The sequence below is a fragment of the Bradyrhizobium sp. WBOS07 genome (assembly GCF_024585165.1).
Lineage (GTDB): Bacteria > Pseudomonadota > Alphaproteobacteria > Rhizobiales > Xanthobacteraceae > Bradyrhizobium > Bradyrhizobium japonicum_B.
Genome location: NZ_CP029008.1, coordinates 1,784,078 through 1,810,646 on the forward strand (window position 1 = coordinate 1,784,078; position 26,569 = coordinate 1,810,646).

The window sequence follows — 26,569 nt, forward strand, 5'->3', positions numbered from 1 at the left end:
TGCAAATCTAGCGCGTTGGACGGGGCGAAGCGACAGCGAAATGCCGGGCAGCAGCCGGAATCGGGGGTTTCGTTAAGGTGGGAATGCGGATGCTGGGACTTACCCTCCCCTGGAGGGGGAGGGTCGATCGCGCGTAGCGCGAGCGGGGTGGGGTGATCTATCCACTCGGGCAGTATTGGATGTGGAGACACCGTCACCCCACCCCGCTACGCATTCCGCTTCGCTGCAGGCGTAGCGACCCACGGGCGAGCTACGCTCGTCCCGGACCCCTCCAGGGGAGGGTAAGAAAGACCTACTCCGCCGCCAGCGACTTGGCGCGCAGCGGCAGGCCGAGGCGGTCCCACACCTGCAGCAGAGCTTCGGCGAGCTGATCGATCAGGCCGTCGTCATGATAGGGCGAGGGCGTGATGCGCAGCCGCTCACTGCCCTTGGCGACCGTCGGGTAGTTGATCGGCTGGATGTAGATGCCATGCTCCTGGAGCAGGAGATCGGATGCCTGCTTGCACTTCTCGGGATCCCCGACGAACAGCGGCACGATATGGGTGTCGCTCGACATCACGGGCAGGCCGGCGGCGTTGAGGATCGCCTTGACGCGGGCGGCGCGGTCCTGGTGGCGCTCGCGCTCCCAGTTCGAGGCCTTCAGGTGCTTGATCGCGGCGGTCGCCGCCGAGCAGATCGCAGGCGGCAGCGCGGTGGTGAAGATGAAGCCCGGCGCATAGGAGCGCACGGCATCGATGATCTGGCCGTTGGCGGCGATGTAGCCGCCGAGGCAGCCGAACGCCTTGGCGAGGGTGCCTTCGAGCACGTCGATGCGGTGCATGACGCCGTCACGCTCGGCGATGCCGCCGCCGCGCGGGCCGTACATGCCGACCGCGTGGACCTCGTCGACATAGGTCATCGCGCCGTACTTCTCGGCGAGATCGCAGATCTTGGCGAGCGGAGCGACGTCGCCGTCCATGGAATAGAGGCTTTCGCAGATGATCAGCTTCGGACGGTTCGGGTCGGCCGCTTTCAGCAGCTCCTCGAGATGCGCCACGTCGTTGTGGCGGAACACGACCCGCTCGCAGCCCGACTGGCGGATGCCCTCGATCATCGAATTGTGGTTGAGCTCGTCCGACAGAATGAGACAGTTCGGAATGAGCTTTGCGATGGTCGGAATGCCGGTCTGGTTCGAGACATAGCCCGAGGTGAACAGCAGCGCGGCTTCCTTGCCGTGGAGATCGGCGAGCTCGGCCTCGAGCTGGACCAGCGGATGATGCGTGCCGGCGATGTTGCGGGTGCCGCCGGCCCCGGTGCCGACGCGCGTTGCGGTTTCGACCATGGCGCCGACCACCTTCGGGTGCTGGCCCATGCCGAGATAATCGTTGGAGCACCAGATCACGACGTCGCGCTTGCCCTTGGGCGAGTGCCAGACCGCGTGCGGGAATCGGCCGGCGGTGCGCTCGAGGTCTGCGAACACGCGGTAGCGTCGCTCGGCGTGGAGACGATCGAGGGCGGAATCGAAGAACTGCTTGTAATCCATCGGCAAAACCTGCAACGGAACCCGGCCAAGGCGGCCACCCATTTTTAGAGCTTTTCCAGCTCCAATGTCTATGCGCCAGCACACATTTGGTGCGAGGCGCGCGGGTATATTGATAGCGGCGTCTCGCAGGCGATAGTTGATGTGGATCAAACGCCTAACGCGTTCCGCCGCCGCGGATGGCGGCCCCTGCGACAGCCGCAGACCGCCGCAGCCGGCTTGGACATTTTGTCCATGGGGCGCCCTGCGTCCATGATGGCCGAGCTGGTCGCGCCGATCCCGCCGTCTTGTTTTCGTCCGGGCGCGGAGCGGTGCTCGCCAAGCTCATGCGAAAGGACGCCCGATGAAACGTGTCATGATCCTCAACGGTCCCAACCTCAATATGCTCGGCATCCGCGAGCCGCATATCTATGGCACGACGACGCTCGCGGAGATCAACGCGAGCTGCACGGACGCCGCAGCCAAGCTCGGCCTCGAGCTTACCTTCCACCAGTCCAACCATGAAGGCGTCCTCGTCGACCTGATCCAGTCGTCGCGGCAGGATGCCGACGCCATCGTCATCAACCCAGCCGGCTTCTCATTCACCTCGGTCGCCATCATGGACGCGATCAAGACGTTCGAGGGCCCGGTGCTGGAAGTCCACATCTCCAACATCCACGCCCGCGACGAATATCACCGCCACTCCAGGATCTCGTTCGTGGCGACCGGCGTGATCTGCGGCCTGGGCCCGTTCGGCTACATCGCGGCGCTGCACGCGATCGCGAACATGAAGTGAGATGGTTCCACAGACTCGCCATACCCGGGCTTGTCCCGGGCATCCACGACCTCGTTCTCTCGCGTGGAAGAACGTGGATGGCCGGGACAAGCCCGGCCATGACGATAACGTCTACGTCGTCCGAAACTGCAGCACGCCGTCCTTCGTCTCGGCGGTCAGCCGGCCCTCGACGATCATGTAGTTGACGTGGGCGACCAGCTCGCCGGCGGCAAAGCCCATCTGGTGCTCGTCGAGCACATGCTTGTTGAACACCACGGGCACCAGGGCGCGCGAGGTCTGCGGCACCTCGCGGCAGGCCTCCGCGATCAGGCGACAGCGCTCCTCGTGGTGGTCGGCGAGCTGCTTGATGCGGGTCTTCAATCCGTAGAACGGCACGCCGTGGCCGGGCAGCACCAGCACGTCATAGGGCAGCGTCGTGGTGAGGCTGGCGAGCGAGGCGAGATATTCGCCGAGCGAGTTCTGGTCGGGCTCGACCGCCCAGACGCTGACATTGGGCGAGATCCTGCTCAGCACCTGGTCAGCCGAGAGGAACAGCTTGTCGTCGGCGCAATACAGCATGACCTGGTCGAGCGCATGGCCGCCGCCGGTGATCACCTTGAAGCGGCGCGTGCCGATGACGACGTCGTCGCCATGGGAGATGCGGCGGTAGGAGGGCGGCAGCACCGAGACGCGCTTGAGATAATCCTGGCCGCGGCCCAGCAGCTTCTCGGTCAGCGACTCGTCCATGCCGTGGCGGCGGAAGAACAGCCGCTGCGCTTCCTGCCGCTCCGCGGTGCCGCGGTTCTGGTGATAGACCGATTGCAGATACTCGACCTGCGACATCACCAGCGGGCAGTTGAACCGCTCCACCACCCAGCCGGCGAGGCCGACGTGGTCGGGATGGGAGTGGGTGACGATCAGGCGCGTGACGGTGACGCCCTTGAGCGGTCCGTCGAACAGCTTGGTCCAGGCCTCGATCGTCTCCTCGTTGCCGAAGCCGGTATCGACCATCGCATAGCCGTCGCCGTCGGCGAGCAGGTAGATGTTCACGTGGTTGAGGCGGAACGGCAGCTTCAGCCGGGCCCACAACACGCCGGGCCTGACTTCGACGATCTCGTCGTGGCCGGGATGCTGATCCCAGGGATAGCGCAGCGCCTCGGCCGAGGACGGCGCGGTGTCGGTTTTCGCGGTCATGCTACCCGCTTAAACCCGGCGCGCGCGCCGCGCCAGCCGAAAAAGGACCGGACGGGGCCTTCGCATGGCGGTCATACCGGAGGCTTTTTCCGTGATGTGGGACCGCGAGACGCCGGCTCCCTCAACCAGGCACCCTCACGCCGACCCTCTCCCGCAGGCGGGAGAGGGGAGCGCAGTACCGATGCCGCGGCGTCCTACGCCGCCCGCATGTTGTTGAGGAACGCGTCGATCTCTCCGCGCAGCAGGTCGGCTTCGCGGCGTAGCGCGTCGGAGGCGCCCAGCACTTCGCTCGCGGCGGCGCCGGCTTCGGCGGAGGCGGTGGAGACGCCGACGATGTTGCTGGAGACCTCGCTGGTGCCGCCGGCCGCATGCTGGATGTTGCGCGCGATCTCGCGGGTGGCGGCGCCCTGCTCCTCGACCGCGGCCGCGATCGTCGTGGTCACGTCGTTGATCTCGCCGATGATCCGGCCGATGCCCTGAATGGCGCCGACCGCCGAGGTCGTGATGTCCTGCATGCTGGCGATCTGGGTGCGGATCTCCTCCGTCGCCTTGGCGGTCTGGCTCGCCAGGCTCTTCACCTCGGAGGCGACCACGGCGAAGCCGCGGCCGGCCTCGCCGGCACGCGCCGCCTCGATGGTGGCGTTGAGCGCGAGCAGATTGGTCTGCGAGGCGATGGTCTGGATCAAATCGACCACGACGCTGATGCGGCTCGCGCTGTCGGCGAGGCTCTGCACCGTGGCATCGGTCGCGCCGGCTTCGTCAACGGCCTTCTTGGCGATCGCGGCCGAGGTCACGACCTGCTTGCTGATTTCCTCGATCGAGGACGACAGCTGCTCGGTGCCCGACGAGACGGTCTGCACGTTGACGGAGGTCTCCTCGGCGGCGGAGGCGACCGCGTTGACCAGCGCGTTGGACTGGTCGGCGGTGGTCGACATGCTCTGCGCGGTCGACTGCATCGAATTGGCCGATTGCGCCAGGTTGTCGAGCGCGGTGCGCACCGTGTTCTCGAATTCGGCGATCTTCGCCTCCATGCGCGCGGCCCGCTCGGCCTTGGCGATGCGGTCCTTGTCCTGCTCGCCGGCGAGCGCCCGGGCTTCGATCATGCTGTCGCGGAACACGGTCAACGTGTCGTTCATCGCGCCGATCTCGTCCTTGTGCTTGGCGCGCGCGATCTCGGTGTCGAGATCGCCGGCCGAGAGCAGCTGCATGGCGCGCTGCAGGCCGGTGATCCGGCGCAGGATGTTGCGGCCGACATAGAGCCAGACGAACAGCGCCGAGCCGACCAGCATCGCGGCCCCGAGCGCCAGCATCACGGAGGTCGCGAGCGAGGTCTCCTGCTGCGCCTGGGAGGTCGAGGCGTTGGTCTCCTTCTGCACGCCGTCGACGAGCTGCTGCACGCTGATGCCGAGGCCGACATTGAGCTTGCGGGTCTCGTCCAGGATGGTCTGGCCGTAGTCGATGGAATCAAGCTCCTTCTCGCGCAGATTGAACACGCCGGTCTTGCCGGTGCCGAGCGCGAGCAGCTTCTCCGCCGTCTCGCGCAGCATCTTGTTGCCCTGGTTGTCCGGCAGCAGATCGAGATTGGAGCGCAGGCGGCCCTGCGCCGTCTTGAATTCCTTCTGGATGTCGTCGAGCTTGTCGCTGCTGTTGGCCGACAGCGCCGCGCTCATGTCGGCGGCCGCGAGGTTGCCGCTGGCGACGACGTTGCCGAGCTGGCCGACGGTCTGCGCGGCCTCGCTTGCATCGGTGGCGGACAGGTCGGCCGAGCCGAGAATGGCGTTGACTCGGGTCTGCGCGTCGAGCATCGCCGGGCTGGCCGCGCCGACGAAGGCGCCCTGCGCGCTGCGCAGCGCGTCATATTGCTTGTCATGGAGGGCGGCGATATCCAGCCGCTCGCGGGCGGCCTTGGCCAGGCTCTGCGCCGCCTCGTTGATGCTCTTCATCGTCTCGCTGAGTCCGGAGACGACCGATTTGTCGCCGCCGAGCTGAATGATCTCGGTGAGCTTCTGCTGCGTCTGCTCCTGCAATTCCTTGAGCTTCTTGGTGCGCTCGTTGAGGGCTTCCTCGCTTTGCGCCGCGAGCAGGGCCGGTCCCTGCGCCGCAAGGCTCGCGCTCAGCGCCGACAATTGCAGGCTGGCGGTCAGGCGCGGAATGTCCCGTCCGCTCAGCTCGGTCATGCGTCCGCCGAGATTCTGCAGCGCCAGCCCGGCGCCGGCTGCGATCACGAGGCCCATGCCTGCGATCACCGCGAACGCCGCAAACAGGCTGCCGCGCACGCCCCATGCCGGCATCTTGAATCGCGGCTTGAATCGACCAAGCAAAGGGCCAAGGCCCAGACGGATCGCCATCGAAAATTCCCCCAGCGTTCTTGCTTCTCTTTGTGGCCGGCAGTATCGGCACGGCCGGGTTAAAAAAATCGCAATATCCGCAAACGGTTGCGTCTGTTCCGCAGGGCGAAAAAAGAAGGGCCGGCGACGTCGCCGGCCCTTCGTCCTGGTAAAGTTGCGGTAACCGATCAGTAGCGCGCGGCCGCCGGGCCTGCCCAGTTGAAGCGGTAGTTGACGCCCGCCTTGATGGTGTGGTCGTCGGTGGTGAAGCTGCCGGTGCCGACGAGCGGACCCGCGGTGAAGCTCGCGTCGCCGAAATTGTAATACTGGTACTCGGCCTTGGCCGACCAGTTCGGGGCGAACATGTATTCGAGGCCGGCACCGACGGTGTAGCCGTTGCGGTGATCGCCCGTGATGACGAAGGCGGCCGGCACGCCGCCGACGGTCACCCTCTCGTTGTTGTCCGAATAGGCGTAGCCGCCCTTCACGTAGACGAGGCCGGGACCCCAGGTGTAGCCGATGCGGCCGGTGATCGAGCCGAGACCGCGCTGGTCGTTGGTGTAGGCGATGCCGCCCGGAAACACGGCGCCGACGCTGCCGGAGAGCCAGGAATACTGGCCCTCGACGCCGACCACGACGTTCGGGTGGAACTGCCAGTCCGCACCGACCTGCACGCCGCCGAGGAAACGGCCATTGCCGTTGTTGCCGGTGGAGAGGCCGCTGAAATTGTTGTCGCTGGAGAACGCGCCGCCGATATGGCCACCGATGTAGAAACCGGTCCAGTTGTAGATCGGCGCGGCATAGGCCGGCGCGGGCGACTTGTAATAGTTGCGGTTGCCGAGATCGGCACCGACGGCCGGCGCAGCCGCGCCCATCGCGAGCAGCGCAACGGTCGCAAACAGAATCTTCTTCATCGTCTTGAACTCCAGCACTCAATGTCCCCGGCAGGCGCGCTGTCCGCGCCGGCGTTGGTTCTGCAGATAGCTCGCTTTTGATGAAAATGCTGTCACATGCATGGCACAGCGAGACCCAACCCAACCTATTGGGCTGCAAATGATTTTCGTGCTTAATGCGGGCTTAAGAAATGCTGAAGGAAGGTTTAACGCCGCAGCGTCTCGGTAACCTCCACGCGCACTTCGTTAACCGAGCCGCCGGCGCGCCTCGTCCCGCATCTGCTGGCGGAACGCCGCGCGCTTTGCCGGTCGGTCCTCCTCGCGCACGTCATGGCGATCGAAGATGTCGAACTTCTCCAGGATCGGATAGCGCTCGCTCGCCATGGCGAGCACGCGCAGCACCTTGGTCGCCGAGGGCGTCGGGCCGCTCACCTCCCAACGCCGGATGGTGTCGGCACCACCTTTCTCAGGCAATCCGCAGAGCTTTGCCATGTCGAGCGCGGTGAGCTTCCGCTCGAGGGCGTCGGAGAGGTCGGCGCGGAGTTGCTTCAGTTCAGGGCCGGTCATGTCGCCTCAATCCGCGAACTCGGTGAGGCCAATGCACTAACGCTGATTCGGGTCCATCCGAAGGCGGACCGTCCGCTCCCGGCACCTTCCCCCGCGCACGGAGTTATGAACGGGGCGGCCCTGGATATCGTCCGCTGAATGGACACATGGCGGCAAGGGCGCAAGCTTCGGAGAGATCAGCCATGATGGGCTTCAAATTCGCCATTGCCGCCGTCATCGGGGCCGGACTTTTGCTCGCGCCGGTCGCGGCCGAGGCGAAGAAGCAGCGCGCGAGCAGGCCTTACAGTGCCGGCGTGGTGGCCCCGAACTACGGCGGCGGCGCGTCGCCGGCCGCGCAGCCGAAAGCGTACGGCTCGTCCGGAGCGTCGGTCGGCACCGTCACGGCGCCGTCGATCGGATCCTACAATTGGCCGTCGGTCGGGGTGACCAATTCCGTTCCGACCTGGAGCAACACCACTCGATAGAGCGATGCCGATCAGCTTGAACAGTTAGATTCCGCGGCGAACCTGTTGCCCGATCACGCAGCGCCATGCTGCCAGCCGCTCGGTCGGATGCTGGTTCATCCAGTCGGCGAGCTGCGGCGCGCCCATCAGGCAGGACTACACCGAGACCTCGGCAAAATCCGAGGTGGTGACGGTTTGCTCGTAGCAATTGTTCGGAGAAGCGAGACTGCAAAGCACCGCGATGATCTTGATCACGATCGGGTGCTCCCGTCGCCGACGAACGCCCGGCCAGGCGACACCTTATCCTGACCTTCGCCGGCCGGATCGGCCGAAGGGAAGATGCTGTCGTAGATGGCGCGCGCCTCCTGGATGAGGCGCATGCGCTCACGCTCGGACTTCGAGACAAATTGAATAACCTCGCCCATGTTGGCTCCGTATCAATTGGCATCCGTCATCAGATGACGAAAATCATTCCATTGGGATCTATGGTGCCGGCTTCGCCTTTGAAGCGGCACGGCTGATCACGACGGAATAAAATACGTGTGAGCGCACCCGGGCATCTCGATACCTCCAGCGCCGTTCATGCGCGGGTCGAGAAGCCGCTCACCACCTTGTATTCGCTTGCAATGCTCTTCGAGCCAGCGCGCGAATGCCGGTGTCAGCTTTGCTCCTTGCCTTCATCAGCAAGGATCATTCCGGAAAGCAAATGCCGTTGACTTGAATATGTTTCACCTTCGCGCATGCAAGTTTTTGGAACCAACGCGAGGTTTGGTGATCCGATGCAGTCACGGTTCACGCCGCCGGCGCAGGCTCCTTCCGTCCGGGCACCGCAGCCAGCAGCTCGCGCGTATAGGCATGCTCCGGCGCGGCGAACAGCTGTGCCGTGGGCTTCAGCTCGACGATGGCGCCGCGCTGCATCACCGCGATGCGGTCGCAGATCTGGGCGGCGACGCGCAGATCGTGGGTGATGAACAGCATGGAGAGACCGAGGCGCGCCTTGAGGTCTTCGAGCAGCTTCAAGACCTGCGCCTGCACGGAGACGTCGAGCGCGGAGACGGCTTCATCGGCGACGATGATCTCCGGCTCGAGCGCCAGCGCGCGCGCAATGCCGATACGCTGGCGCTGGCCGCCGGAGAATTCGTGCGGATAGCGTTCGAGCGCGCCGGCATCGAGACCGACCATCTTGAGCAGATCGCGAGCACGATCGAAGGCGATCTTCGCATCGATGCCGGCCGCGATCGGTCCGGCAGCGATGATGTGGCCGATCTTGCGGCGCGGATTGAGCGAGGCGAACGGATCCTGGAAGATCATCTGGATGCGATGGCGCTCGGCGCGCAGCGCCTTGCCGGAGAGGGAGGTGAGATCGGTGTCGCCCATCCGAACCGTGCCGCGGTCGGCCTCGATCAGCCGCATCACGAGGCGCGCCACCGATGATTTCCCGGAGCCGGATTCGCCGACGAGGCCGAGCGTCTCGCCCTTGAGGATGCTGAAATTGACCGCGCGCGCGGCATCGACGCGGCGGTCCTCGCGAAACCAGCCGCCTGATGTCACGTAGGTCTTGTCCAGACCGATCACCTCGACCGCCCTGGCCTGACCATCGAGGGGCTTGCGTGCCGGCGGATCGATCGAGGGGACGGCGGCGAGCAGCGCCTTGGTGTAGTCGTGCTGCGGCACGTTGAAGACGGCAGAGGCCGGACCTTCCTCCACCACCTTGCCATGGCGGAGCACCACGACCTGGTCGGCGATGTCGGCGACCACGCCGAAATCGTGCGTGATAAACATCACGGCCATGTTGCGGCTGCGCTGGAGGTTGCGGATCAGCTTGAGGATCTGCGCCTGCGTGGTGACGTCGAGCGCGGTCGTCGGCTCGTCCGCAACCAGCACCGCGGGCTCGAGCGCCAGCGCCATCGCGATCATGGCGCGCTGGCGCTGGCCTCCGGAGAGCTGGTGCGGATAGGCGCGCACGATGCGCGCAGGATCGGGGAGGCCGACCTCGCGCGCCAGCGACAGCGCCTTGGCGCGCCGCTCCCTTGGCGTCAGCAGGCCGTGCGCCTCGAACATCTCCGCCATCTGGTCGCCGATCCGCATCAAGGGATTGAGTGCGGTCATCGGCTCCTGAAAGATCATCGCCAGCCGCCGGCCGCGCAGGTCGCGCCAGCCGGCGTCATCGAGCTTGAGCAGGTCGCGGCCTTCGAACTGGATCTCGCCGGCGGCGACGGACACCGTATCGGGCAACAGGCCCATCAGCGCATGCGCGCACATCGACTTGCCGGAGCCGGACTCGCCGACGACGCAGACGATCTTGCCGGCGTGCAGGTCCAGCGAGACGCCGTCGACCGCGAAGGGCCGCTCGGCACCCTTCGGCAGCGCGATCTTGAGGTTCCTGATGGAGACGGCGGGCGGGGCGATCATCATCAGCGTCCCTCGCGCGAGAGGCGCGGATTGAGCGCGTCGTTGAGGCCTTCGCCGATCAGGTTCAGCCCGAGCACGGAGATCAGGATGGCGATGCCGGGAAACACGGTGATCCACCAGGCCTGGCGGATCACGGTGCGGCCGGCGCCGACCATGTAGCCCCAGGAGATCAGATTGGGATCGCCGAGGCCGAGGAACGACAGCGAGGATTCCAAGAGGATCGCGGTCGCCACCATCAGCGAGGCCAGCACGATGACCGGCGACAGCGCATTGGGCAGGATCTCGCGCAGGATGATCCAGCTGTTGCTCTGACCCGTCACGATCGCGGCCTGGACATATTCGCGCGTGCGCAGCGACAGCACCTCGCCGCGCACCAGGCGGGCGACCGGCGGCCAGCTCACGACCGCGATCGAGGCGACAATCGAATAGATCGAGGGCTGCAGGATCGCGACCAGCACGATCGCGAGCGCGAAGCTCGGGATGGTCTGGAAGAACTCGGTGAAGCGCATCAGGGCGTCGTCGACCCTGCCGCCGAAATAGCCGGCCATCGCGCCGATGGGAATGCCGACGACCAGCGCGACCAGTGTCGAGACGAGGCCGACCAGCAGCGAGACCCGCGCGCCGAAGATCATGCCGGCAAAGACGTCGCGGCCGAGCGCGTCGGTGCCGAGCGGCACGGCGCCGAGCGTGAAGGGCGGCAGAAACGGCCGCTGCACCATGCGCCAGGGCGAGTTCGGAAACAGCATCGGTCCGAACAATGCGATCGAGATCGCGAGCAGGAGGATGATCAGACCGATGACGCCGCTCGGGCTCTTGAACATCGATTTCCAGAACTGTCTCATGAGGCGAATTCAATGCGCGGATCGACCAGGCGATAGACGAGGTCGGTGATGAGGTTGAAGATCAGCACCATGGCGGAGCAGATCACGAAGACGCCGAGCAGCAGATTGTAGTCGCGCTGGAGCAGGGCGTCGTACATCAGCCGCCCGATGCCGGGCCAGGCGAACACGGTCTCGGTGATGACGGCGCCGCCGATCAGCGTGCCGGAATGCACGCCGGCGAGCGTGACGACCGGCAGCAGCGCGTTGCGCAGCACGTGGCGGCGCTGGATCACGGCATCGCCAAGGCCTTTCGCGCGCGCGGTCTTGACGAAGTCGAGCCGCTTCACCTCCAGCATCGAGGCGCGCGTCATGCGGGTGTAGGTCGCCATGAAGAACAGGCCGAGCGTCATCGCCGGCATGATCAGGTGCTTTGCGACGTCGACCGCGTGGGAAAAGCCGGTGAGGTTGGCGCCGACCGTCTCGTAACCGAAGCTCGGCAGCCAATCCATGGTGACCGAGAACAGCAGGATGCCCATCAGCGCCACCCAGAAGATCGGCATGGCGTAGAAGACCAGCGCAAAGACCGTGATGGCGGTGTCGAGGAAGGTTCCGGCGAAGCGCGCGGCGAAGGTGCCGAAGAGGATGCCGAGCATCAGCGAGATCGCAAACGCGGTCAGCGTCAGCAGCAGCGTCGCCGGCAGCCGCTCGCCGATCAGCTTTGCCACCGGCGCCTGCTGGCGGAAGGAGAAGCCGAGGTCGAGGCTGACCACGCCCTTGACGTAGATGAAGAGCTGCTCGGGCAGCGGCTTGTCGAGGCCGAACTTTTCCCGGAGCTGCTTGACGAAGACCTGATCGCTGGCGCCGGCCTCGCCCGCCATCACGATCGCGGGGTCGCCGGGCGCGAGCCGGATCAGGAAAAAATTGAGGACGACGATCGCGAGCAGGACGATCACGCCCTTGAGGATGCGCTGGGAGATGAAGGAGAGCATTTTAGACGGTCATATCTTGGAGCGTGAGCTGAAGCCACGTCGACGGTGCGCCCCCTCGCCCCGCTCTTGCGGGGGAGGGCTGGGGTGGGGGCCGTCTCCGCATTGGGATTGCTGAGAACTGCGGAGAGTATCCCCGAGTGGAGAAAACCCTCACCCGCCACGCTCTGCGAGCGTGTCGGCCTCTCCCGCAAGCGGGAGAGGCGGAGCAAGCCCGCCGTCCTCGGGAAATCCATTTGCGATTGCCCTGCCGCATGCGGGGAGAGGTGAAAGGAGCAGGGCTCACTTGTCGAGCCATGCGTCCTTGAAGCCGTCATTGACCCCGATCCCCGTCGTGATCAGGTTCTTGACCTTGCAGCGCGTGATGGTCGGGAATTGCAGCTCGAGCATCCAGGCCACCGGCACGTCCTCGACCAGGATCTTCTGCGCCTTCTCGTAGATCTCCTTGCGCTTGGAATCCGGCGTCGCGACCGCGCCCTCGGCGAACAGCTTGTCGATCTCCGGGTTGGAATAGCCCTCGACGTTGTTAAAGACCTGACCCTTGGCGATGTTGCTGGAGATGTAGTTGCGGCCGACCCCGAGTGCGGGATCGCCGTACTGATAGAGATAGGTGAAGGCGATGTCGTAGTCCCAGTCGCCGATCTTCTGGTTGCCGCCGGCAACGTCGGTGGCGATGGTCTCGATGTTGATGCCGACGTCCATGAGGTTCTGCTTCACGGCTTCACCCCAGCGCTGCCAGGTCTCGCCATAGGCGAGCGGCAGCAGGCGGATCTTCTCGCCCTTGTAGCCGGCCTCCTTCAGCAGCGCCTTGGCCTTGGCCGGATCGTACGGATATTTCTTCACGTCGTCGGTGTAATATTTGATGGTCGAAGCGGAGGGGCCGGTCGCGACCTTGCCGAGCCCGTTCCAGATCACGTCCTTGGCGAAATCGCGGTCGATCGCATACATGACGGCCTGCCGCACCCGCTTGTCGGCGAGCGGACCCTGCCGGTTGTTGAGCCACAGCCAGGCCAGCGGCGAGAAGAACTCCCAGCCGGCGCCGGTGACGCAGGTGTCCTTCAGCTTGGACAGCCGCGGCACGTCGAAATTCTCGACCGAGCCGCCGGGCAGCACGTCGACCTTGCCGGTCTCATACGCCACCGAGCGCGCCGCGGCGTCGGGAATGATCTGCCAGTAGATCTCGTCGAGATAGGGCTTGCCCTTCTCGTAATAGTTCGGGTTCTTGACCAGGCGGATGAACGATCCCTTCTGCCACTCCCTGAACATGAAGGGGCCGGTGCCGATGGGCGCGTTGTTGTAGGGATTGGTCTTGAAGTCGGTGCCTTCATAGAGATGCTTCGGCACCATCGGCATCGAGCCGACCTCGAAGATGCCGAGGAACGGGCCGAACGGCTGCTTCAGCGTGAACACCACCGTGTGGGCATCGGGTGCCTCGACCTTGTCGACCTGCGCCAGATTGGTGCGGGCGCGCGCATGCGTCTGCTTCAGCATCTCGATCGAGAACAAGACGTCCGCGGCGGTGAAGGGCTTGCCGTCGTGCCAGGTCACGCCCTTCCTGAGCTTGAAGGTGTAGGTCTTGGCGTCCTCGCTGACGCTCCAGCTCTCGGCGAGCTCCGGCTGCGGTTCGAGCTTGGGGCTGTAGCGCAATAGCCCCTCGAAGATGTTGCCCGACACCATCTGGGTCGGGCCGTTCTGCACCAGTGCCAGCATCAGGCCGGGCGGCTCGGGCTGGATCACGGCATTGATCACGCCCCCCGTTTTCGGCTCTTGCGCCATTGCAGGGGCCGTAAAGCCGCAAGCCAGGAGAAGACCAAGCAACACTCGTTTCGGCATGTCGTAACTTTCTCAAGCGAGGCCAGCCGAAAGCGCTTCGCAACGTGCTCGCGCGCAAAGCTACGACCAGTCCGTCCCAGTCCCCATCCGATATCGAGGCTCACACAGTCTCGTTCGGCGCCGCAAGATGAAAGTCTCGACAGCATCAGCACAAAAAATGTACAGCGCGTCCGGTTTTCCCCGCAGGCCTTCGCGCACGGAGCAATCAGCAGGCTTCGGTCATGGCGAGAGTTGGCGGAGCCGGTGCACAAGCTTGCGCCTGCGACCAAAAGCGTCAGACCGTCATGATGCGCTGAGCGCCCGTCGCAATTCGTCGAGCGCCTCTGCGAGCTGCTCGCGATGCGCGATATCGTCCTTGGGGATACCGGCGACGCTGCCCGCGAGCTCGCGCAGGATGCCGGCGAGCAGGCCGAAATTGATGTGCAGGTGGACCGATTTGCGCTCGTCGGCGGCGCCCGGATGTTGCAGCGTCAGCGCAACGCCGCTGCCGTCGAGCCGCGCCTCGAACCGCGACGAATGCTCGAACGTGCCGACATAGAACTTGTCGGGATATTCGAGCGCGACCTCGGCCTTGTCGGGAATCGGTCTGGACATGCGAACCTCGTTGATACCGGTCGATCCTGGCCGGGAATAGACCGGGCCGCCTTGCGATAGGTCAGGGGCGGCTTGCGAATTTGACCTGGATCAAAGTCGGGCCGGCGCCTTTGCGATCCAATAGCAACTGGCGGAAGGCGGCACTGCCTGTCCTGCTCCCTTGAGCCGTGAGACGATCGATGGACATCCAGGCCACCCCTATCCCGGCGCTTGACGATGACGGACCTGATGTCGCCAGCCGCGAGCTACCGCCGGATCCGGGCGTGCAACGCTGCCTGCAGCTGCTCGGCAATGCCGGCCTGCGCCCGACGCGCCAGCGTCTCGCGCTCGGCCAGTTGCTGTTCCTGAACGGCCACCGTCACGTCACCGCCGAGAGCCTCTATGAAGAAGCGATGGCGGCGAACGCCTATCTGTCGCTCGCGACCGTCTACAACACGTTGAACCAGTTCACCGAGGCCGGCCTGCTGCGCCGGATCGCGGCCGACGGCATCAAGTCGTTCTTCGACACCGATACCTCGGTGCATCCGCACTTCTACCTCGAAGGCGAGGACGTGCTGGTCGACGTTGCCGACGGCCTCGCCTTCACCAAGATCCCCGAGGCGCTTCCCGGCCACGAGATCGCGCGGCTCGACGTCATCGTCCATCTGCGCCGCAAGCGAACCTAGCGCCGCCGCGCGCGCCTCAGCGCAATCCGGCGCGCCGGAAGCCTTCCAGATAGTGCGCGCAATCGGCGTCGTTGGCCCACGGCAGCTGCGTCGCGATCCAGTGCAGCGAGATGCCCGGCTGGGCGCGGCGGAGCTCGCCCAGCGCCGTCTCCGCCAGCATGTCGTCGCCGGTCATGCCGGCCGAGACCGCGAGCACGCGGTAGGCGCCGGTGAGATCGCCGCGATGGCGGATCGCCTCGCGCGCGAGCGCGATGGCCTCGTCATATCGGCGTTCGGTGAAGCGCGCATAGCCGGCGATGCCGTGATAGATCGCCAGCGAGGGATCGCGGGGCGACAGCCGGATCGCACGCTGCGCGGCATCGAACGAATCCTTCGGCCGTCCGGCATAGGACAGCGCCAGCGCGTAATAACCCTGCGCCAGGGAGAAGTTCGGGTTGAGCGCGAGCGCCTGCTCGAACTCGGACAGCGCGTCCGCGAGCCTGCGTGTCGAGAAGCAGACGCTGCCGAGCGCGACATGCGCCCAGGCATCCTCATGATCGCAGCGGACCGCGGCCAGCGCGGCGGCTTCCGCCACCGGCGCCACCGTAGCGAGCTCGCTCCAGCCGAGATGCGCGCCGAACATGTGGTTGGCCGCCAGCAGCGACAGCGCCCGGCCGTAGCTCGGATCTATCCCGATCGCGCGTTCGAGCAGCGTTCGTGCGGTCTCGTGATCGCGCGGGGTCACGCGCCAATAATGCGACAGCGCCCGCATCAGGAGATCCCATGCGTCCAGGCTCGCCGGTGTCTTGCTGTGGGCGCGAAAACTCTCCGCCGCGTGAATCTGCGGCTCGATCGCCGCCGCGATCGCGTTGGTGATCTCGTCCTGGACGGCGAAGACGTCGCCGAGCTGGCGGTCATAGCGCTCGGCCCACAGATGGCCGCCCGAAATGGCGTCGTTGAGTTGCGCGGTGATGCGGACCCGGTTGTTCGACTTGCGCACGCTGCCTTCGACGACGTAGCGGACGCCGAGCTCCTCCGCGATCTGCCCGATATGGACTGCACGTCCCTTGTAGGTGAAGGATGAGTTGCGGGCGATCACCATGAACCAGCGCTGCTTCGACAGCGCCGTGAGGATGTCCTCGCTGATGCCGTCGCCGAAATAATCCTGTGCGGGATCGCCGCTCATGTTCTCGAAGGCAAGTACCGCGACCGCCGGGCGATCCGCCACGCGCGGGAGAGTGGGGCCGGCTTCGGCCGGCACGATCGCTGCGGCTTCTTCCCGGACCTCGCCGACGAAACGAAAGCCCTTGCGCGGAATGGTCTTGATCAGCCGCTGGGTCGCGCCATCGTCCCTGATCGCCTTGCGCGCGGCGTTGATCCGGCTGTTCAGCGCGGAATCCGAGATGATCCGATCGGCCCAGATCTGGCTGATCAGGTCATCCTTGCTGACCACACGCCCGCGTTGCGCGACGAGATAGAGCAAGAGATCGAACACTTGCGGCTGCAACGGCACGGGCACCCCGCCGCGGGTGAGTTCCCGCAGGGTGCCGTCGAGCACGTTGTTTTCAAAGCAGAATCGCACGGTTTCGTCGTCTCAAGCAAAAATCAAAGTCGTCTCAGGCGAAAATCAACCGCCCGCGAAAGTCTTGGGGCGTCCGATCCGCCATGGTGCCAAGACCAAACAGTGTCGATGTCTCGGCACAACGGAGCGTTTCATGACCCAACTTGATCATCAAATTCATTCCATGGGCCCGGAAGTTATGGGCACACGCATTTTCAAGCTCGCCGCCTTTTTGTACGGAATTGCGGCCTATCTCGTCTTCTTCGTCACCATTCTCTACGCCATCGGCTTCGTCATGGGGGTGATGGTCCCCAAGACCATCGACACCGGAACCGACACGCCGCCCGTCGAGGCGGTTCTCATCAATCTGCTCTTGATGTCGCTGTTCGCGGTTCAGCACAGCGTGATGGCGCGCAAGCAGTTCAAGGCGTGGTGGACGCAGTTCGTCCCGAAGCCGGTCGAGCGCTCGACCTATGTGCTGTTCGCGAGCCTGTCATTGCTCCTCCTGTTCTGGCAGTGGCGTCCGTTGCCTGCAATCATATGGAACGTCGAGAACCAGGATCTCGCCGTGACACTGGTCACGCTGTCCTTTTCGGGCTGGATCCTGGTGTTCACCAGCACCTACCTGATCAATCATTTCGAATTGTTCGGACTGCATCAGGTGACCAACCATCTGATCGGGAAGGAGATGGCGCCGCCGCGCTTCAAGACGCCGCTGCTCTACAATTTCGTCCGCCATCCGATCTATCTCGGTTTCATCGTCGCGTTCTGGGCGGCGCCGACCATGACCGCGGGCCATCTGCTGTTCGCCGCCGTCACCACGCTCTACATCTTCGTCGGCATCGCGCTGGAGGAGCACGACCTCGTCGCTCTCTTCGGTGACGAGTACCGGGACTACAAGCAGCGGGTCTCGATGCTTATTCCCTGGCGCCGATCGCTCTAGCCTCGGTGCGGCACCGCGCGCGTCCGCCGAACGGAGGACGCGTGGCCGCGCCCGGTGGGGCCCGCGAGCATCTCACGCGTCTGCCCCTCAACGTCGCCCCGGGGTGATGTCCCCTTCACCCCGACAGCTCCTCCCCGCATTCCATCTGTCCCGACATATCGTGGACGAGGAGCGGGGAGGGGATCCTTCGCTTCATCAACGGAGACGATGCAATGAAACATGTCGGAAACTGCTTCTGTGGCGCGGTGACGATCGAGGTCACGGGCGCACCGGAGGCGATGGGCTATTGCCATTGCCGCTCCTGCCGGTCGTGGTCGGGCGGTCCGGTCAACGCCTTCAGCCTGTGGAAGCCCGAGGCCGTGCGTGTCACCGAAGGCGCCGGCAATGTCGAGACCTTCGTCAAGACGCCGCTCAGCCAGCGCAAATATTGCCGGAAGTGCGGCGGTCATCTCATGACCAATCACCCGCCGCTCGGCCTGGTCGACGTCTTCAGCGCCACCATCCCGACGCTCGCCTTCGCGCCCGGCGTTCACGTCAACTATGCCGAGACCGTGCTGCCGATGCGCGACGGCCTGCCCAAGCTGAAGGATTTTCCGACCGAGTTCGGCGGCAGCGGCGAGATGATGCAGGAGTAGCAGCGGGGCTGCGCTTGCGGCCATCCTTCGAGACGACCGCTTCGCGGTCTCCTCAGGATGAGGACGGAGTGCGCGGCAGCAGCTTCAACGAGCGCGAGCACAGATCAGCCTCATCCTGAGGAGGCGCGTCAGCGCCGTCTCGAAGGAGGAGGCGTGCGCTCAGGCCTCTCCAAAGCGGCTTGGGCACGGACTGAAGAGGGCGGCAGCGCGCCGCCCTCTTATTCCTCAAGGCAGAACGCGAACGGACTAGCCGCCGCGCGATTCAACGACCTTGCGGCAGGAATCCGAGAGCTTCGACTTGTTGTCGCGCAGGCAGGCGTTCATCTGCGGCGGCTTGCCGATATGTTCGGCGCAGAATTTGCTGGCGTCGCCGCGGCAGGCCATCTGCTCCTGGACCGACGGACCGGATTGCGCGGCAGCGGGCAGGACGGCGGCAGCGAGCAGCAGCGCGGCAAGAACCGAAATCTTCATAAGGCACCTCTTTTGGAATCCTCGTTGGTCCCGACCGGGATCAATCGGGCCGGACCATTCCGCAAAGGCCGGCCGCCGGTCCATGCCATGTTCATGGCACCGGCCAACCCGCCCGGCTGCGGTACCCCCATCTTCATGGCATGTATTCGGGCGCCCTCTTTTGTCATTCAGGCTATACCTAGGCTGCGAAACCCGGTGATTGCATCGGGACGCCAAGGGGAAGCAGGAGAGCTAAGAATGTCGAAGAGAGCTGGAGCGCTGAGCGCGGGGCTGACGGTCATGGCGCTCGCGGGCGCGGCGATGGTGTCGCTGGGCACGAGCCCGGCGCAGGCGGTGGTCTATTGCAAGACGGTCGGCGTGCCCAAGGGCTGCGTGGTGCGGCCGACGGCGGCAGTGGTGGTGGCGCCGGGAGCGCCGGTCGCCGCCGCGGCGGTCGCAACGCCCGGCGTCGGCGCGCCCGGTGTCGGCGTGCGCGCGGGAACGCCGATGAATCGCGGCGGCCCGGTCAACCGCGTCGGCCGGCGCTGATATTTCCATTGAGTTGATTGCATTGCTTCGGGCCAACGGAGCCTGCGGACGAACACCCCCGTCCTCCGCAGGCAGCTTCCCGGCCCGTCCCCTCTCTCCGTGCGCCCCACACGTTCGGGGAGGGGGCCTTTCAGCCCGTAGCCATGTCGCTGTCGGGAAAGCGTTGCGGCAATTGCAGCCGCACACGCGTGCCGGACGAATCCGAGCTCAGATCGAGCACGGCACCGCAGCGTGCGGCGCGGCTTTTCATGTTGCGCAAGCCGCGCGCGGTCTGGCCGTTGCGAGCGGCCTCGCTGTTGCCGGCCGGCGCGAAGCCGCGGCCGTCGTCGGTCACGCTGATCACGCCATACGGGCCCTGGCCGGCGTCGAACGTGTCGATGGTGACCGCGATGCGGCGGGCCTGGGCGTGCTTGACCGCATTGGTCACGGCCTCGTCGAGGATGCGCACGATCTGGATGACGTGCCATGGCCGCAGTTCCGGATGCAGCGGCACGCCTTGCGGCGTCGCCACGCGCCAGTCGAGCGTGATGTCGTGCGGCCGCAATTGCGCCGTCGTGCGCTCGCGCCAGGAGCCGAGGGCGAGCATCAGGTCGCCGCCGATGTCGTCCATGGAATCGATGACGAGACGCAGATCCTTCAAGGCGGCCCGGGCCGCGTCGGTGATCATCGCGCCCTCATGGCCGCGCTCGGAAAGCGCGACGATGCTGACGAGCTGGCCGCCGAGGCCGTCATGCAGGTCGCGCATCAGGCGCGTGCGCTCGTTGGCGAGCGCGGCGGCGCGGGCGCGCTCCTCCTCGCGGGCAAAGCTCGCCTTCAGCCGTTCCTCGGCCTCCCGCACGCGCGTCACGAGCTGGCCGGCAAAGCTGTCGACCTGGTTCAAGGCGCGGGCGAAGCGCCAGGTCAGCCCGGCGCCGATCGCGACCAGCATCGCCGAATAGGACAGGCGCGAGACGAAGATGCGATCGTTGGTCGCGATCTCGACCACCGTGAGCATGTCCTGGATCCAGCAGGTCAGCACGATGGTCACGGCGCATCCGATCGTGAAGCTCGCCGCGTCCTGCCGCCGCACCACCGCCGTGGCCGTGATGCAAGCCATCAGGACCAGGCAAAGCCCGACGGTCGGAATGCCGAGCACCAGGAAAAGGATGCGCGGCAGCGGCGGGCCCCCGATCAGCCCGACCACGAACACGAGGATGCCGGGCACGAACAGCAGCGTGCCGTAGCGCGGCCAGCGCCAGCCGAAGAACAGCACCGCGAACACCACGATCAGCGCGCTCTCGATCGGTGCGGAGGCCAGCAGCACGGCGGCAAGCCGCGAGGTGGCGGCCGGCGGCACCGGCGGCGGCGCGAACGCCTGCACCACGCCGAGCACCATCGCCGCGGCCAGCACGCCGTAGACCGGCTCATGACGCCGCATCAGCCACATGATCGCGAGGATGACGGCCAGGATCGCCTGCCAGGCCGAGAACACCACCGGCAGCGTGACGAACAGCAGCGTGCGCGTCTCATAGGCCGGGCGCAGGGCGACGTCCGGGCCGACATAGACGGTGTCGAGAAAGCCCTTGAGCGGTCCCCATACGTACAGCCGTATCGTGATCTCGTTGCCGCCCTCGCGCAGCAGCGAAGCGGGAATGGCCGCGATCTGCGGCGTGTTGCGGTCGGGCCGGTTGGCATTGGCGTCGCGCCGGGAGTCGAGCACGACGACGCCGTTGACGGCGACCTCCACCGCGTTGCTGAAGCGCGGCAGGTAGACCGACCAGCCCGCGGCCGCTTCGCCGCTGGGGAACGTGAAGGCGCCGGTGTAGAACGGCGGGTCGGCCAGGGAATAGCGCGACGACGTGAAATGCGGCAGCGTCACGGGGCGGATCTGGCCGTCCTCCCGCGCCGAAAAATCGCTCAACGCGAAGCCTTCGGGATCGCTCGGCTGCAATTGCCGAAGCCCGAGGATGGTGACGATCACGATCAGGGCCTGCAGCAGCAGATAGGGCACGAAGCGCGAGGCCAGCAGCCGGCGCTGCGCGGCTTTGCCGGCTGCCTTCGTAGGTACTTTCGCCGGTGCTTTGGCCGCGATCTCACTCACAGCTTGATCAGGCCCTGCTGCACCGCCTCGAACACCGCCTCGCTGCGGGTGTGCACCTCGAGCTTGCGATAGATGTTCTTGATATGACCTGGCACGGTCTGCTTGGAGAGGCCGAGATGGCTCGCGATCTCGGCATAGCTGAAGCCCTTGGCGATGCCCCAGAGGATGTCGATCTCGCGCGGTGTCAGCCTCGCGGTGTTGAGCACGGGGCCGGGCGGCGGCTCCGCCGAGCTTTGCGCCGCGCCTTGCGTCCTGCGCACGATGAAGCGGGCGATCGAGGCCGAGATCGGCGAATGGCCGGCGACGAGGTCGCGCACCGTGGTGGCGATGTCGGTGGGGAAGGCGTCCTTGAGCAGGTAGCCGGTGGCGCCGACCGTGATCGCGGAGATCACGCTTTCCTCGTCGCCGAGGGCCGAGATCACCATGATCTCGGTGTCGGGGAAGCGCTGCCTCATCTCGCGGATCAGCTCGATGCCGTGGCCGTCGGGCAGCCGCAGATCGGTCAGCAGCACGCGCGGCGCGCCGCCGGCAAGCGCAGACCGGGCTTCGCCGAGCGTGCCGGCGCTGCGCACCTCGTAGCCGGCCTTGACCAGCGCATCCTGAAGCCGCCAGCAGGTCGGCGCGTCGTCCTCGACGAGGAGGATGGTGATGACGTCACCCGTCTCGCCCTGTTCGGTCATGATCTAAGGTCCCGCCCGCGTGTCCCCCGCGGCGCAAGGGCAAGTTTAGCCGCAGCGGGGATGCCGTGACACCCATAATCATGGGGGCGGGAAGTCATTGGACTGCCACCTGTCGGGGGACATTGCGGATGATGGACGGCCGCCGAGCCGCCGATGCTTTCACGGCAGGTCGACACGCGGCGGCGGATAGCGCCGCGCCAAGACCGACAGAGAAAGGGACCGCTCTTCGTCCGGCAATTCCAGATACGCCAGCACCAGCGGTCGCTTCCAGTCGCCGACACCGAAATCCATCGCCATCCATTTCTGCGGCTCAGGGCCCTCGAGACCCCGGACCCAGACCAGATAGCGCGGCAGATCGTCGGCGTCCGTATCCGTCGTGCGTCTCCTGGCCATCGAAGCTATCCGCTGCATCACCCATCATGCCGCACGATATAGGGAATATCCTGGCATAGGGAATAACTTGGCGAAGCCCGGGTGACTTGGGGGGAGCCAGCCGGCGCCGGGGACGCAATCGCCCTCATTGCCGGAGCGGCGCTCCGCCATGTGACTATGCTCGTCAGGCCTTCAACCGTTCGAGAAATGGGCGCATGAGCGAGACAACCTCATCGAGGTTGGTTTCGAGCAGCCAGTGGCCGCCGTCCAGGAGTTGCAGTTCGGCATCGGGCAGGTCGCGGAGATAGGCTCGTGCCGACTCCTCTGGCATGTAATGGTCTTGCGGCCCCCACAGGATCAACGTCGGCGGCCTGTGCTGCTGAAGATATCGGCGGTGCTCGGGAAACCATTGGCGGTTGGCCTTGAGGCCAAACAGAACGTCTGCGGCGGCGTCCTTCCGCCGCTCGGTCATCAGCGACCAGTGCAATTGCCAAAGGTCCGGCGCGATGAGGCGAGCCAGATCCGCGCGCACATCATTCAGGAACTCGTCGCGGAAATTCTCTTCGGTGACAGCCTGCCTCATCGCCGCACGCATCCCCCGGTCGGGCAATGTCCAGGTCTTCTCGATGTCGGCGTATTTCGCGCCAAGCGCATCTTCGTAAGGTATGTCACCGTTCTGGATGACCTGAGCCACAACCCGCCCAGGCCGCATGATCGCCAGCCTGGCCCCGATCGGCGAGCCGAAATCATGCAGGTAGATCACGAAGCGCTCGATCTTCAGATGGGTCACGAACCGGTCGAGCCACGCGGCATAGCCATCGAAGCTGTAATCGAAGTCCTCGGGTGTCCCGCTATAACCGAACCCGGGATAGTCCGGCGCAATCAGCCGCCATTTGTCGGCCAGCCGCGGCATCAGATTGCGGAATTCGTAGGATGAACAGGGATAGCCGTGCGGCAGGAGGACGACGGGCGCGCCTTCCCGTCCTGCTTCGCGGTAGAATGTGTCCACGGGTCCGATCTGAACCCTGCAATGCCTGACGCGTGTGTCCATATCCTGCTTCCTTCGTAGATAAAGCGACGTCTTCGGCGGGGTTCCCGGGGCCTGGAGGGAACAACGGCTGGAAGCTTGCCGTTACGGGGCAACATCGGAAAGGGAGGTCGTTGTGATCCATCATGTCTCGGTCGGGACGAATGATGTTCAGCGTGCGAAGCGCTTCTACGATGCCGTGTTGCCCATCGTCGGCATCATGCCGATGGCTGAGGATGAGGGTGGACTGGGCTACGGAAGCGGCACGTTTCACTTCAGCGTTCAGGTTCCGATCGACGGACGACCTGCGACCGTGGGCAACGGCAGTCACATCGCCTTTGCCGCCGAGGACCGCGCGATGGTCGATCGTTTCTACGCAGTGGCATTGAAACACGGTGGCAGCGACGATGGACCTCCGGGGCTGCGGCCGAACTACGACCTCAATTACTACGGCGCGTTCGTCCGTGATCCAGACGGTCACAAGATCGAGGCCGTGACCTATTCGGCAAGATAGGCGTGACGGGGCAACCCGCGGCTATCGCGTCTGGCTGAAGCCATTCCGCCCCAGCTCGAATTTCCGATTGACAGAAATTCGGAAATGTCGTAGTCGTTTGACATCCCGGCCCAAGGCAAAGGGGCGTTTCGCGATCGTCACGATACGCGGGCCGGGTCGCGGTGGACGTTGGGCGCATCGCGCGCCGGCAGTCGCAGGGCGGGTTTGACCCGTGAGCGGTTGAGCGGCGCGCACACGACCGGTGCGGTCCAGCGTACGGCAAAAGCGTGTGGTCCTGACGCCCGGGGTCTGTGCGTCAAGGCTTGCGGTGGTGAGGCGGCCCGACCGGGCACGCGCACTGCTCGTCCGCAAGGCGACGGGGGCAATAGTGCAACGCTCCCCGGGGAGAGCGCGCCATAAGCCGTCAAACCATTGCGCAGGGAAAGGCCGGGATGTCCGGGCTGCCCTGTATGCCGCTGTGCATCTGTCTTCGCGCAATCTGCGCACAGCGGACCGTGGGTGCCAGCCGGCGCCCGGCCTTCCCTGCGCCCTTTCCAACCAAGGGGCGTCGAGAGAAGCCCAAAGCTCGGGCGTCAGGCGCCGCGAGAGCGTGGAGGCATGTCTTGCTGTTTGAGTCTGGCGAACACAGTCCGTCGTCGCCAAGAGGCTCCGCCGCACACGCGTCCGTTTTCGGCTGTGCGTGGCCGCGCCACGCGAAGCCCGAAGGGCGAAGCGTGGTGCCCCTGGCCGGCAGTCACCTATTTCCTTAACTATCCGAATTTATGGCGATTTTAGTCACGGATTGCTGCCGATACCAGCAGAAATACCAGCAAGCTGAGACGCGCGGTACTCGCTGGCAAAAAATAAGCCAGCAGGCTCCCCGGCAGCAGGCGCGCCCCATGCCGTTCTGGTCTCCACAAGCGCCACGACCGGAATCGAACCCGGCTCCGACTCGAATCCCGATAGGATCGCCCAAACTTGATATCGCGAGGTCAAGGGAGCGCCTTGTCATGCGTAGTCTTTACACTTTGCCCCACGATGCCGAGCGAGATACGTACCTCGTGTTGAACGACTTCGGGGCGAGTCGGTTGCGCCTGGCCAGACCAACACTGAAAGCGCCGGCAGCGACCACTACGCCCGCGGCTTCCGCTCGATCGCCTCGACCCTGCTTAACGATGAGGGCACGTCGGCAACCGGAAAGCAGAAAGCCGCCGTGCGCCTCCGTTTGGCGTTTGCGTGATAGTGGTAATGAAATCATGACCGCAGGATCATGCCATGGCTGATGTGCCGAAGCTCGTCGAGGAATTGTGGAGCTTAACGCTGCTCGAAGCTATAGAACTCGCCGAGATTCTGAAGAAGAAGTGGCGACCGCCGGAGGTATCTCTAGCCGATATAAAGCGCTATCTTCCGCATTGGCCCGATGCAGTCATTGAACTGTGGCTGTTCTACCTCGCAAACCGCAGCGCTGGCGATACGGGTTGGCCGCCGCCGGAGCCGCTCGGCAATCACGCATGGGCAGCCATCCTTGGATACAGGCCCCTTTCATGGTGGCGAGAGGTTAGCTGGAAGCGCGAAACGACTGACTGTGGCTTTGCAAATCTCTGCCAGGGTACGAAGGTCATTGTGGCGCAGATATTGATGGAGAAAGCAAGCGGCACCATTGATGAGGAGACCGGGAGGCGATTCAAGAGGGGGGCCGATTACCTGATGAAGAATGGCGTCTTCGAAAAGCCGCTAGTTGCGATAAGGCTTCCCGATGGCTTGAGCATCCTCGACGGTAATCACCGGATAAGCGCATTCTGTGGCCTGCAAGAAACCCCCGCCGAATTACTGGAGCCGCGCGGTTTAAAGAAGCCGGCGCCCGAACAAGACCTATAGATTGGGACGCACAGCGGCGGCGAAGTGCCGCTGGATTATCTGCCTAGCCTTTAGGCCGCGCCGTCTACCGCTTTGATGCCGAGCTTGCCGAGTTCATCGCGGAGGAAATCGAGGTCGCAGCCGGGGCCGGGAAAAACCTCCGTGATCGTGCCATCTGTCATGGCCTTTCGATAATCAAAGCCGAGTTCGAGTCCGGGGGCAAATTCCATTTTCGTGCCATCGGCCAAGACAAAATGTCCCATGCCAATCGCCGAAAGCGAAATACGCAACTCGCGCTCATCAGCATAGCTCTTGTCCTTGACGTAGGTGTAGCGGATCGGATTGGGCATCCGATCGATATTTTCCCGCACCTCTTCCCACGACAAATAATCGACGATTCCGTAGTTTACGGAGAATATCTGCTTGCAGGCGTTTCCCCGGTACAGCAGTCCATTCCTGACGCTCATGATCTCATTGATGACGGCACGCAGCTTCGCGAAATCGAAAGCGATGCCGACTTTACCATGTGCGCTGCCGTTCCCGTACTCGTGCCAGATGTAGTCGGAGTTCTCCAGCGAGAAGCAGCACGCATAGGTCCGGTTTCGGCAGCGGTCATAATAGTCCGCCCCAGAGAAATCGGGTGCCCTTTCGAACTTGGCGGCCTCATTGGCGGCGCGATCTTGTTGCAACTGCTCACCGTCATGCCCGTCGGCATTCCGGAAGTCCTTGTAGCTATCGACCCGGTTGAAATAGAGGTATCCGCCGCTCACCGACCGGAGCAGGTTCTCAATCGTCATGATTTTGTAAAGCTGTTGCCCGTCCGGCGGTGCGGTCAGCGTTCCGGCGTGCGGTTCGATGGCCCCCAGCGCGGGGTCGAACGGAGCATTATCGGTGTTTTCGGTCATGGCAGCAGTGTGAGGACTTAGCGGCTGCGC

At 64.8% G+C, this 26,569-nt stretch carries 26 protein-coding genes and 1 pseudogene; 8 read left to right on the plus strand and 19 right to left on the minus strand.

Translation table 11 applies throughout. The features are described 5' to 3' along the window. Positions 1–292: 292 nt before the first annotated feature. Positions 293–1,522 carry a 5-aminolevulinate synthase gene (hemA, locus tag DCM79_RS08340; RefSeq protein ID WP_257179482.1) on the minus strand — a complete coding sequence of 410 codons (1,230 nt, stop codon included), beginning with the start codon at positions 1,520–1,522 and terminating at the stop codon, positions 293–295. Between the two features lie 340 nt (positions 1,523–1,862). Here hemA and aroQ point away from each other — a divergent pair, with 340 nt between their 5' ends. Next, complete coding sequence (aroQ, locus tag DCM79_RS08345) at positions 1,863–2,294, plus strand: type II 3-dehydroquinate dehydratase (RefSeq protein ID WP_257179483.1); 432 nt, start codon at positions 1,863–1,865, stop codon at positions 2,292–2,294. 111 nt (positions 2,295–2,405) lie between these two features. Here the strand turns inward: aroQ and DCM79_RS08350 are convergent, their stop codons facing one another. The 4 genes from DCM79_RS08350 to DCM79_RS08365 form a co-directional block, all read right to left on the minus strand. Then, the gene (locus tag DCM79_RS08350; protein ID WP_257179484.1) at positions 2,406–3,467 is read right to left on the minus strand and encodes an MBL fold metallo-hydrolase; all 1,062 of its coding nucleotides are present in this window, start codon (positions 3,465–3,467) and stop codon (positions 2,406–2,408) included. A 194-nt stretch (positions 3,468–3,661) separates the two neighbouring features. Next, positions 3,662–5,815, minus strand: a complete 2,154-nt coding sequence (locus DCM79_RS08355; RefSeq protein ID WP_257179485.1) for a methyl-accepting chemotaxis protein — start codon at positions 5,813–5,815, stop codon at positions 3,662–3,664. 167 nt (positions 5,816–5,982) lie between these two features. Next, positions 5,983–6,708 carry an outer membrane protein gene (locus tag DCM79_RS08360; protein WP_257179486.1) on the minus strand — a complete coding sequence of 242 codons (726 nt, stop codon included), beginning with the start codon at positions 6,706–6,708 and terminating at the stop codon, positions 5,983–5,985. 225 nt (positions 6,709–6,933) lie between these two features. Continuing rightward, positions 6,934–7,254: a hypothetical protein gene (locus tag DCM79_RS08365; RefSeq protein WP_028134074.1), complete on the minus strand. Its 321-nt coding sequence runs from the start codon at positions 7,252–7,254 to the stop codon at positions 6,934–6,936. 182 nt (positions 7,255–7,436) lie between these two features. Here DCM79_RS08365 and DCM79_RS08370 point away from each other — a divergent pair, with 182 nt between their 5' ends. Continuing rightward, entirely contained in the window at positions 7,437–7,718 is a 282-nt protein-coding gene (locus DCM79_RS08370) for a hypothetical protein (RefSeq protein ID WP_257179487.1), read from the plus strand. Between the two features lie 24 nt (positions 7,719–7,742). Here DCM79_RS08370 and DCM79_RS31785 read toward each other — a convergent pair. The 7 genes and pseudogenes from DCM79_RS31785 to DCM79_RS08400 all read right to left on the minus strand — a co-directional run bounded on the left by DCM79_RS31785 (position 7,743) and on the right by DCM79_RS08400 (position 14,343). Then, positions 7,743–7,952 (minus strand): annotated as a pseudogene (locus tag DCM79_RS31785) (hypothetical protein). Further along, on the minus strand, positions 7,949–8,122 hold the full coding sequence (locus DCM79_RS08375; RefSeq protein ID WP_257179488.1) for a hypothetical protein: 174 nt from the start codon (positions 8,120–8,122) through the stop codon (positions 7,949–7,951). Before DCM79_RS08375 ends, DCM79_RS31785 begins: the two are co-directional and overlap by 4 nt. Positions 8,123–8,489: 367 nt before the next feature. After that, positions 8,490–10,109, minus strand: coding sequence for an ABC transporter ATP-binding protein (locus DCM79_RS08380; protein ID WP_257180720.1), 1,620 nt, complete (start codon positions 10,107–10,109; stop codon positions 8,490–8,492). Positions 10,110–10,111: 2 nt separating this feature from the next. Then, positions 10,112–10,951 (minus strand): ABC transporter permease, encoded by an 840-nt coding sequence (locus tag DCM79_RS08385; RefSeq protein ID WP_257179489.1) that lies wholly within the window; start codon positions 10,949–10,951, stop codon positions 10,112–10,114. After that, on the minus strand, positions 10,948–11,919 hold the full coding sequence (locus tag DCM79_RS08390) for an ABC transporter permease (protein ID WP_257179490.1): 972 nt from the start codon (positions 11,917–11,919) through the stop codon (positions 10,948–10,950). The genes DCM79_RS08385 and DCM79_RS08390 overlap by 4 nt, the downstream gene beginning before the upstream one ends. A 279-nt stretch (positions 11,920–12,198) precedes the next feature. Continuing rightward, complete coding sequence (locus DCM79_RS08395; RefSeq protein WP_257179491.1) at positions 12,199–13,749, minus strand: ABC transporter substrate-binding protein; 1,551 nt, start codon at positions 13,747–13,749, stop codon at positions 12,199–12,201. 282 nt (positions 13,750–14,031) lie between these two features. After that, positions 14,032–14,343, minus strand: a complete 312-nt coding sequence (locus tag DCM79_RS08400) for a hypothetical protein (RefSeq protein WP_257179492.1) — start codon at positions 14,341–14,343, stop codon at positions 14,032–14,034. A gap of 179 nt (positions 14,344–14,522) precedes the next feature. Between DCM79_RS08400 and irr the strand changes: the two genes are divergently transcribed. Beyond that, positions 14,523–15,008: a Fur family transcriptional regulator Irr gene (gene irr / locus DCM79_RS08405; protein WP_257179493.1), complete on the plus strand. Its 486-nt coding sequence runs from the start codon at positions 14,523–14,525 to the stop codon at positions 15,006–15,008. A 16-nt stretch (positions 15,009–15,024) separates the two neighbouring features. On the opposite strand, the gene DCM79_RS08410 is transcribed toward irr, so the two are convergent. After that, positions 15,025–16,569 carry a winged helix-turn-helix domain-containing tetratricopeptide repeat protein gene (locus DCM79_RS08410; RefSeq protein WP_257179494.1) on the minus strand — a complete coding sequence of 515 codons (1,545 nt, stop codon included), beginning with the start codon at positions 16,567–16,569 and terminating at the stop codon, positions 15,025–15,027. A 133-nt stretch (positions 16,570–16,702) separates the two neighbouring features. Between DCM79_RS08410 and mddA the strand changes: the two genes are divergently transcribed. Both mddA and DCM79_RS08420 read left to right on the plus strand, forming a co-directional pair. Continuing rightward, entirely contained in the window at positions 16,703–17,491 is a 789-nt protein-coding gene (mddA, locus tag DCM79_RS08415) for a methanethiol S-methyltransferase (RefSeq protein WP_257179495.1), read from the plus strand. Between the two features lie 212 nt (positions 17,492–17,703). Beyond that, entirely contained in the window at positions 17,704–18,126 is a 423-nt protein-coding gene (locus tag DCM79_RS08420) for a GFA family protein (protein ID WP_257179496.1), read from the plus strand. Between the two features lie 246 nt (positions 18,127–18,372). Here DCM79_RS08420 and DCM79_RS08425 read toward each other — a convergent pair whose 3' ends face one another. Next, positions 18,373–18,597, minus strand: a complete 225-nt coding sequence (locus DCM79_RS08425; RefSeq protein ID WP_028134085.1) for a hypothetical protein — start codon at positions 18,595–18,597, stop codon at positions 18,373–18,375. A 237-nt stretch (positions 18,598–18,834) separates the two neighbouring features. Here DCM79_RS08425 and DCM79_RS08430 point away from each other — a divergent pair, with 237 nt between their 5' ends. Next, positions 18,835–19,125: a hypothetical protein gene (locus DCM79_RS08430; protein WP_028134086.1), complete on the plus strand. Its 291-nt coding sequence runs from the start codon at positions 18,835–18,837 to the stop codon at positions 19,123–19,125. A gap of 130 nt (positions 19,126–19,255) precedes the next feature. Here the strand turns inward: DCM79_RS08430 and DCM79_RS08435 are convergent, their stop codons facing one another. The 4 genes from DCM79_RS08435 to DCM79_RS08450 all read right to left on the minus strand — a co-directional run bounded on the left by DCM79_RS08435 (position 19,256) and on the right by DCM79_RS08450 (position 23,308). Next, positions 19,256–21,205 (minus strand): sensor histidine kinase, encoded by a 1,950-nt coding sequence (locus tag DCM79_RS08435; protein WP_257179497.1) that lies wholly within the window; start codon positions 21,203–21,205, stop codon positions 19,256–19,258. Beyond that, positions 21,202–21,885 (minus strand): response regulator transcription factor, encoded by a 684-nt coding sequence (locus DCM79_RS08440; RefSeq protein WP_257179498.1) that lies wholly within the window; start codon positions 21,883–21,885, stop codon positions 21,202–21,204. The genes DCM79_RS08435 and DCM79_RS08440 overlap by 4 nt, the downstream gene beginning before the upstream one ends. A 159-nt stretch (positions 21,886–22,044) precedes the next feature. Then, positions 22,045–22,278 (minus strand): hypothetical protein, encoded by a 234-nt coding sequence (locus DCM79_RS08445; RefSeq protein WP_257179499.1) that lies wholly within the window; start codon positions 22,276–22,278, stop codon positions 22,045–22,047. A gap of 163 nt (positions 22,279–22,441) precedes the next feature. Continuing rightward, a complete protein-coding gene (locus DCM79_RS08450; RefSeq protein WP_257179500.1) occupies positions 22,442–23,308 on the minus strand; it encodes an alpha/beta fold hydrolase in 867 nt (288 codons plus the stop codon). A gap of 112 nt (positions 23,309–23,420) precedes the next feature. On the opposite strand from DCM79_RS08450, the gene DCM79_RS08455 reads away from it, so the two are divergent. Together DCM79_RS08455 and DCM79_RS08460 are read left to right on the plus strand one after the other, a co-directional pair. Continuing rightward, complete coding sequence (locus DCM79_RS08455; protein WP_257179501.1) at positions 23,421–23,798, plus strand: VOC family protein; 378 nt, start codon at positions 23,421–23,423, stop codon at positions 23,796–23,798. A 1,254-nt stretch (positions 23,799–25,052) separates the two neighbouring features. Then, positions 25,053–25,655, plus strand: a complete 603-nt coding sequence (locus DCM79_RS08460) for a hypothetical protein (protein ID WP_006022661.1) — start codon at positions 25,053–25,055, stop codon at positions 25,653–25,655. Between the two features lie 50 nt (positions 25,656–25,705). On the opposite strand, the gene DCM79_RS08465 is transcribed toward DCM79_RS08460, so the two are convergent. Beyond that, positions 25,706–26,539, minus strand: coding sequence for a DUF2971 domain-containing protein (locus DCM79_RS08465; RefSeq protein ID WP_006022660.1), 834 nt, complete (start codon positions 26,537–26,539; stop codon positions 25,706–25,708). Between the last annotated feature and the right edge of the window lie 30 nt (positions 26,540–26,569).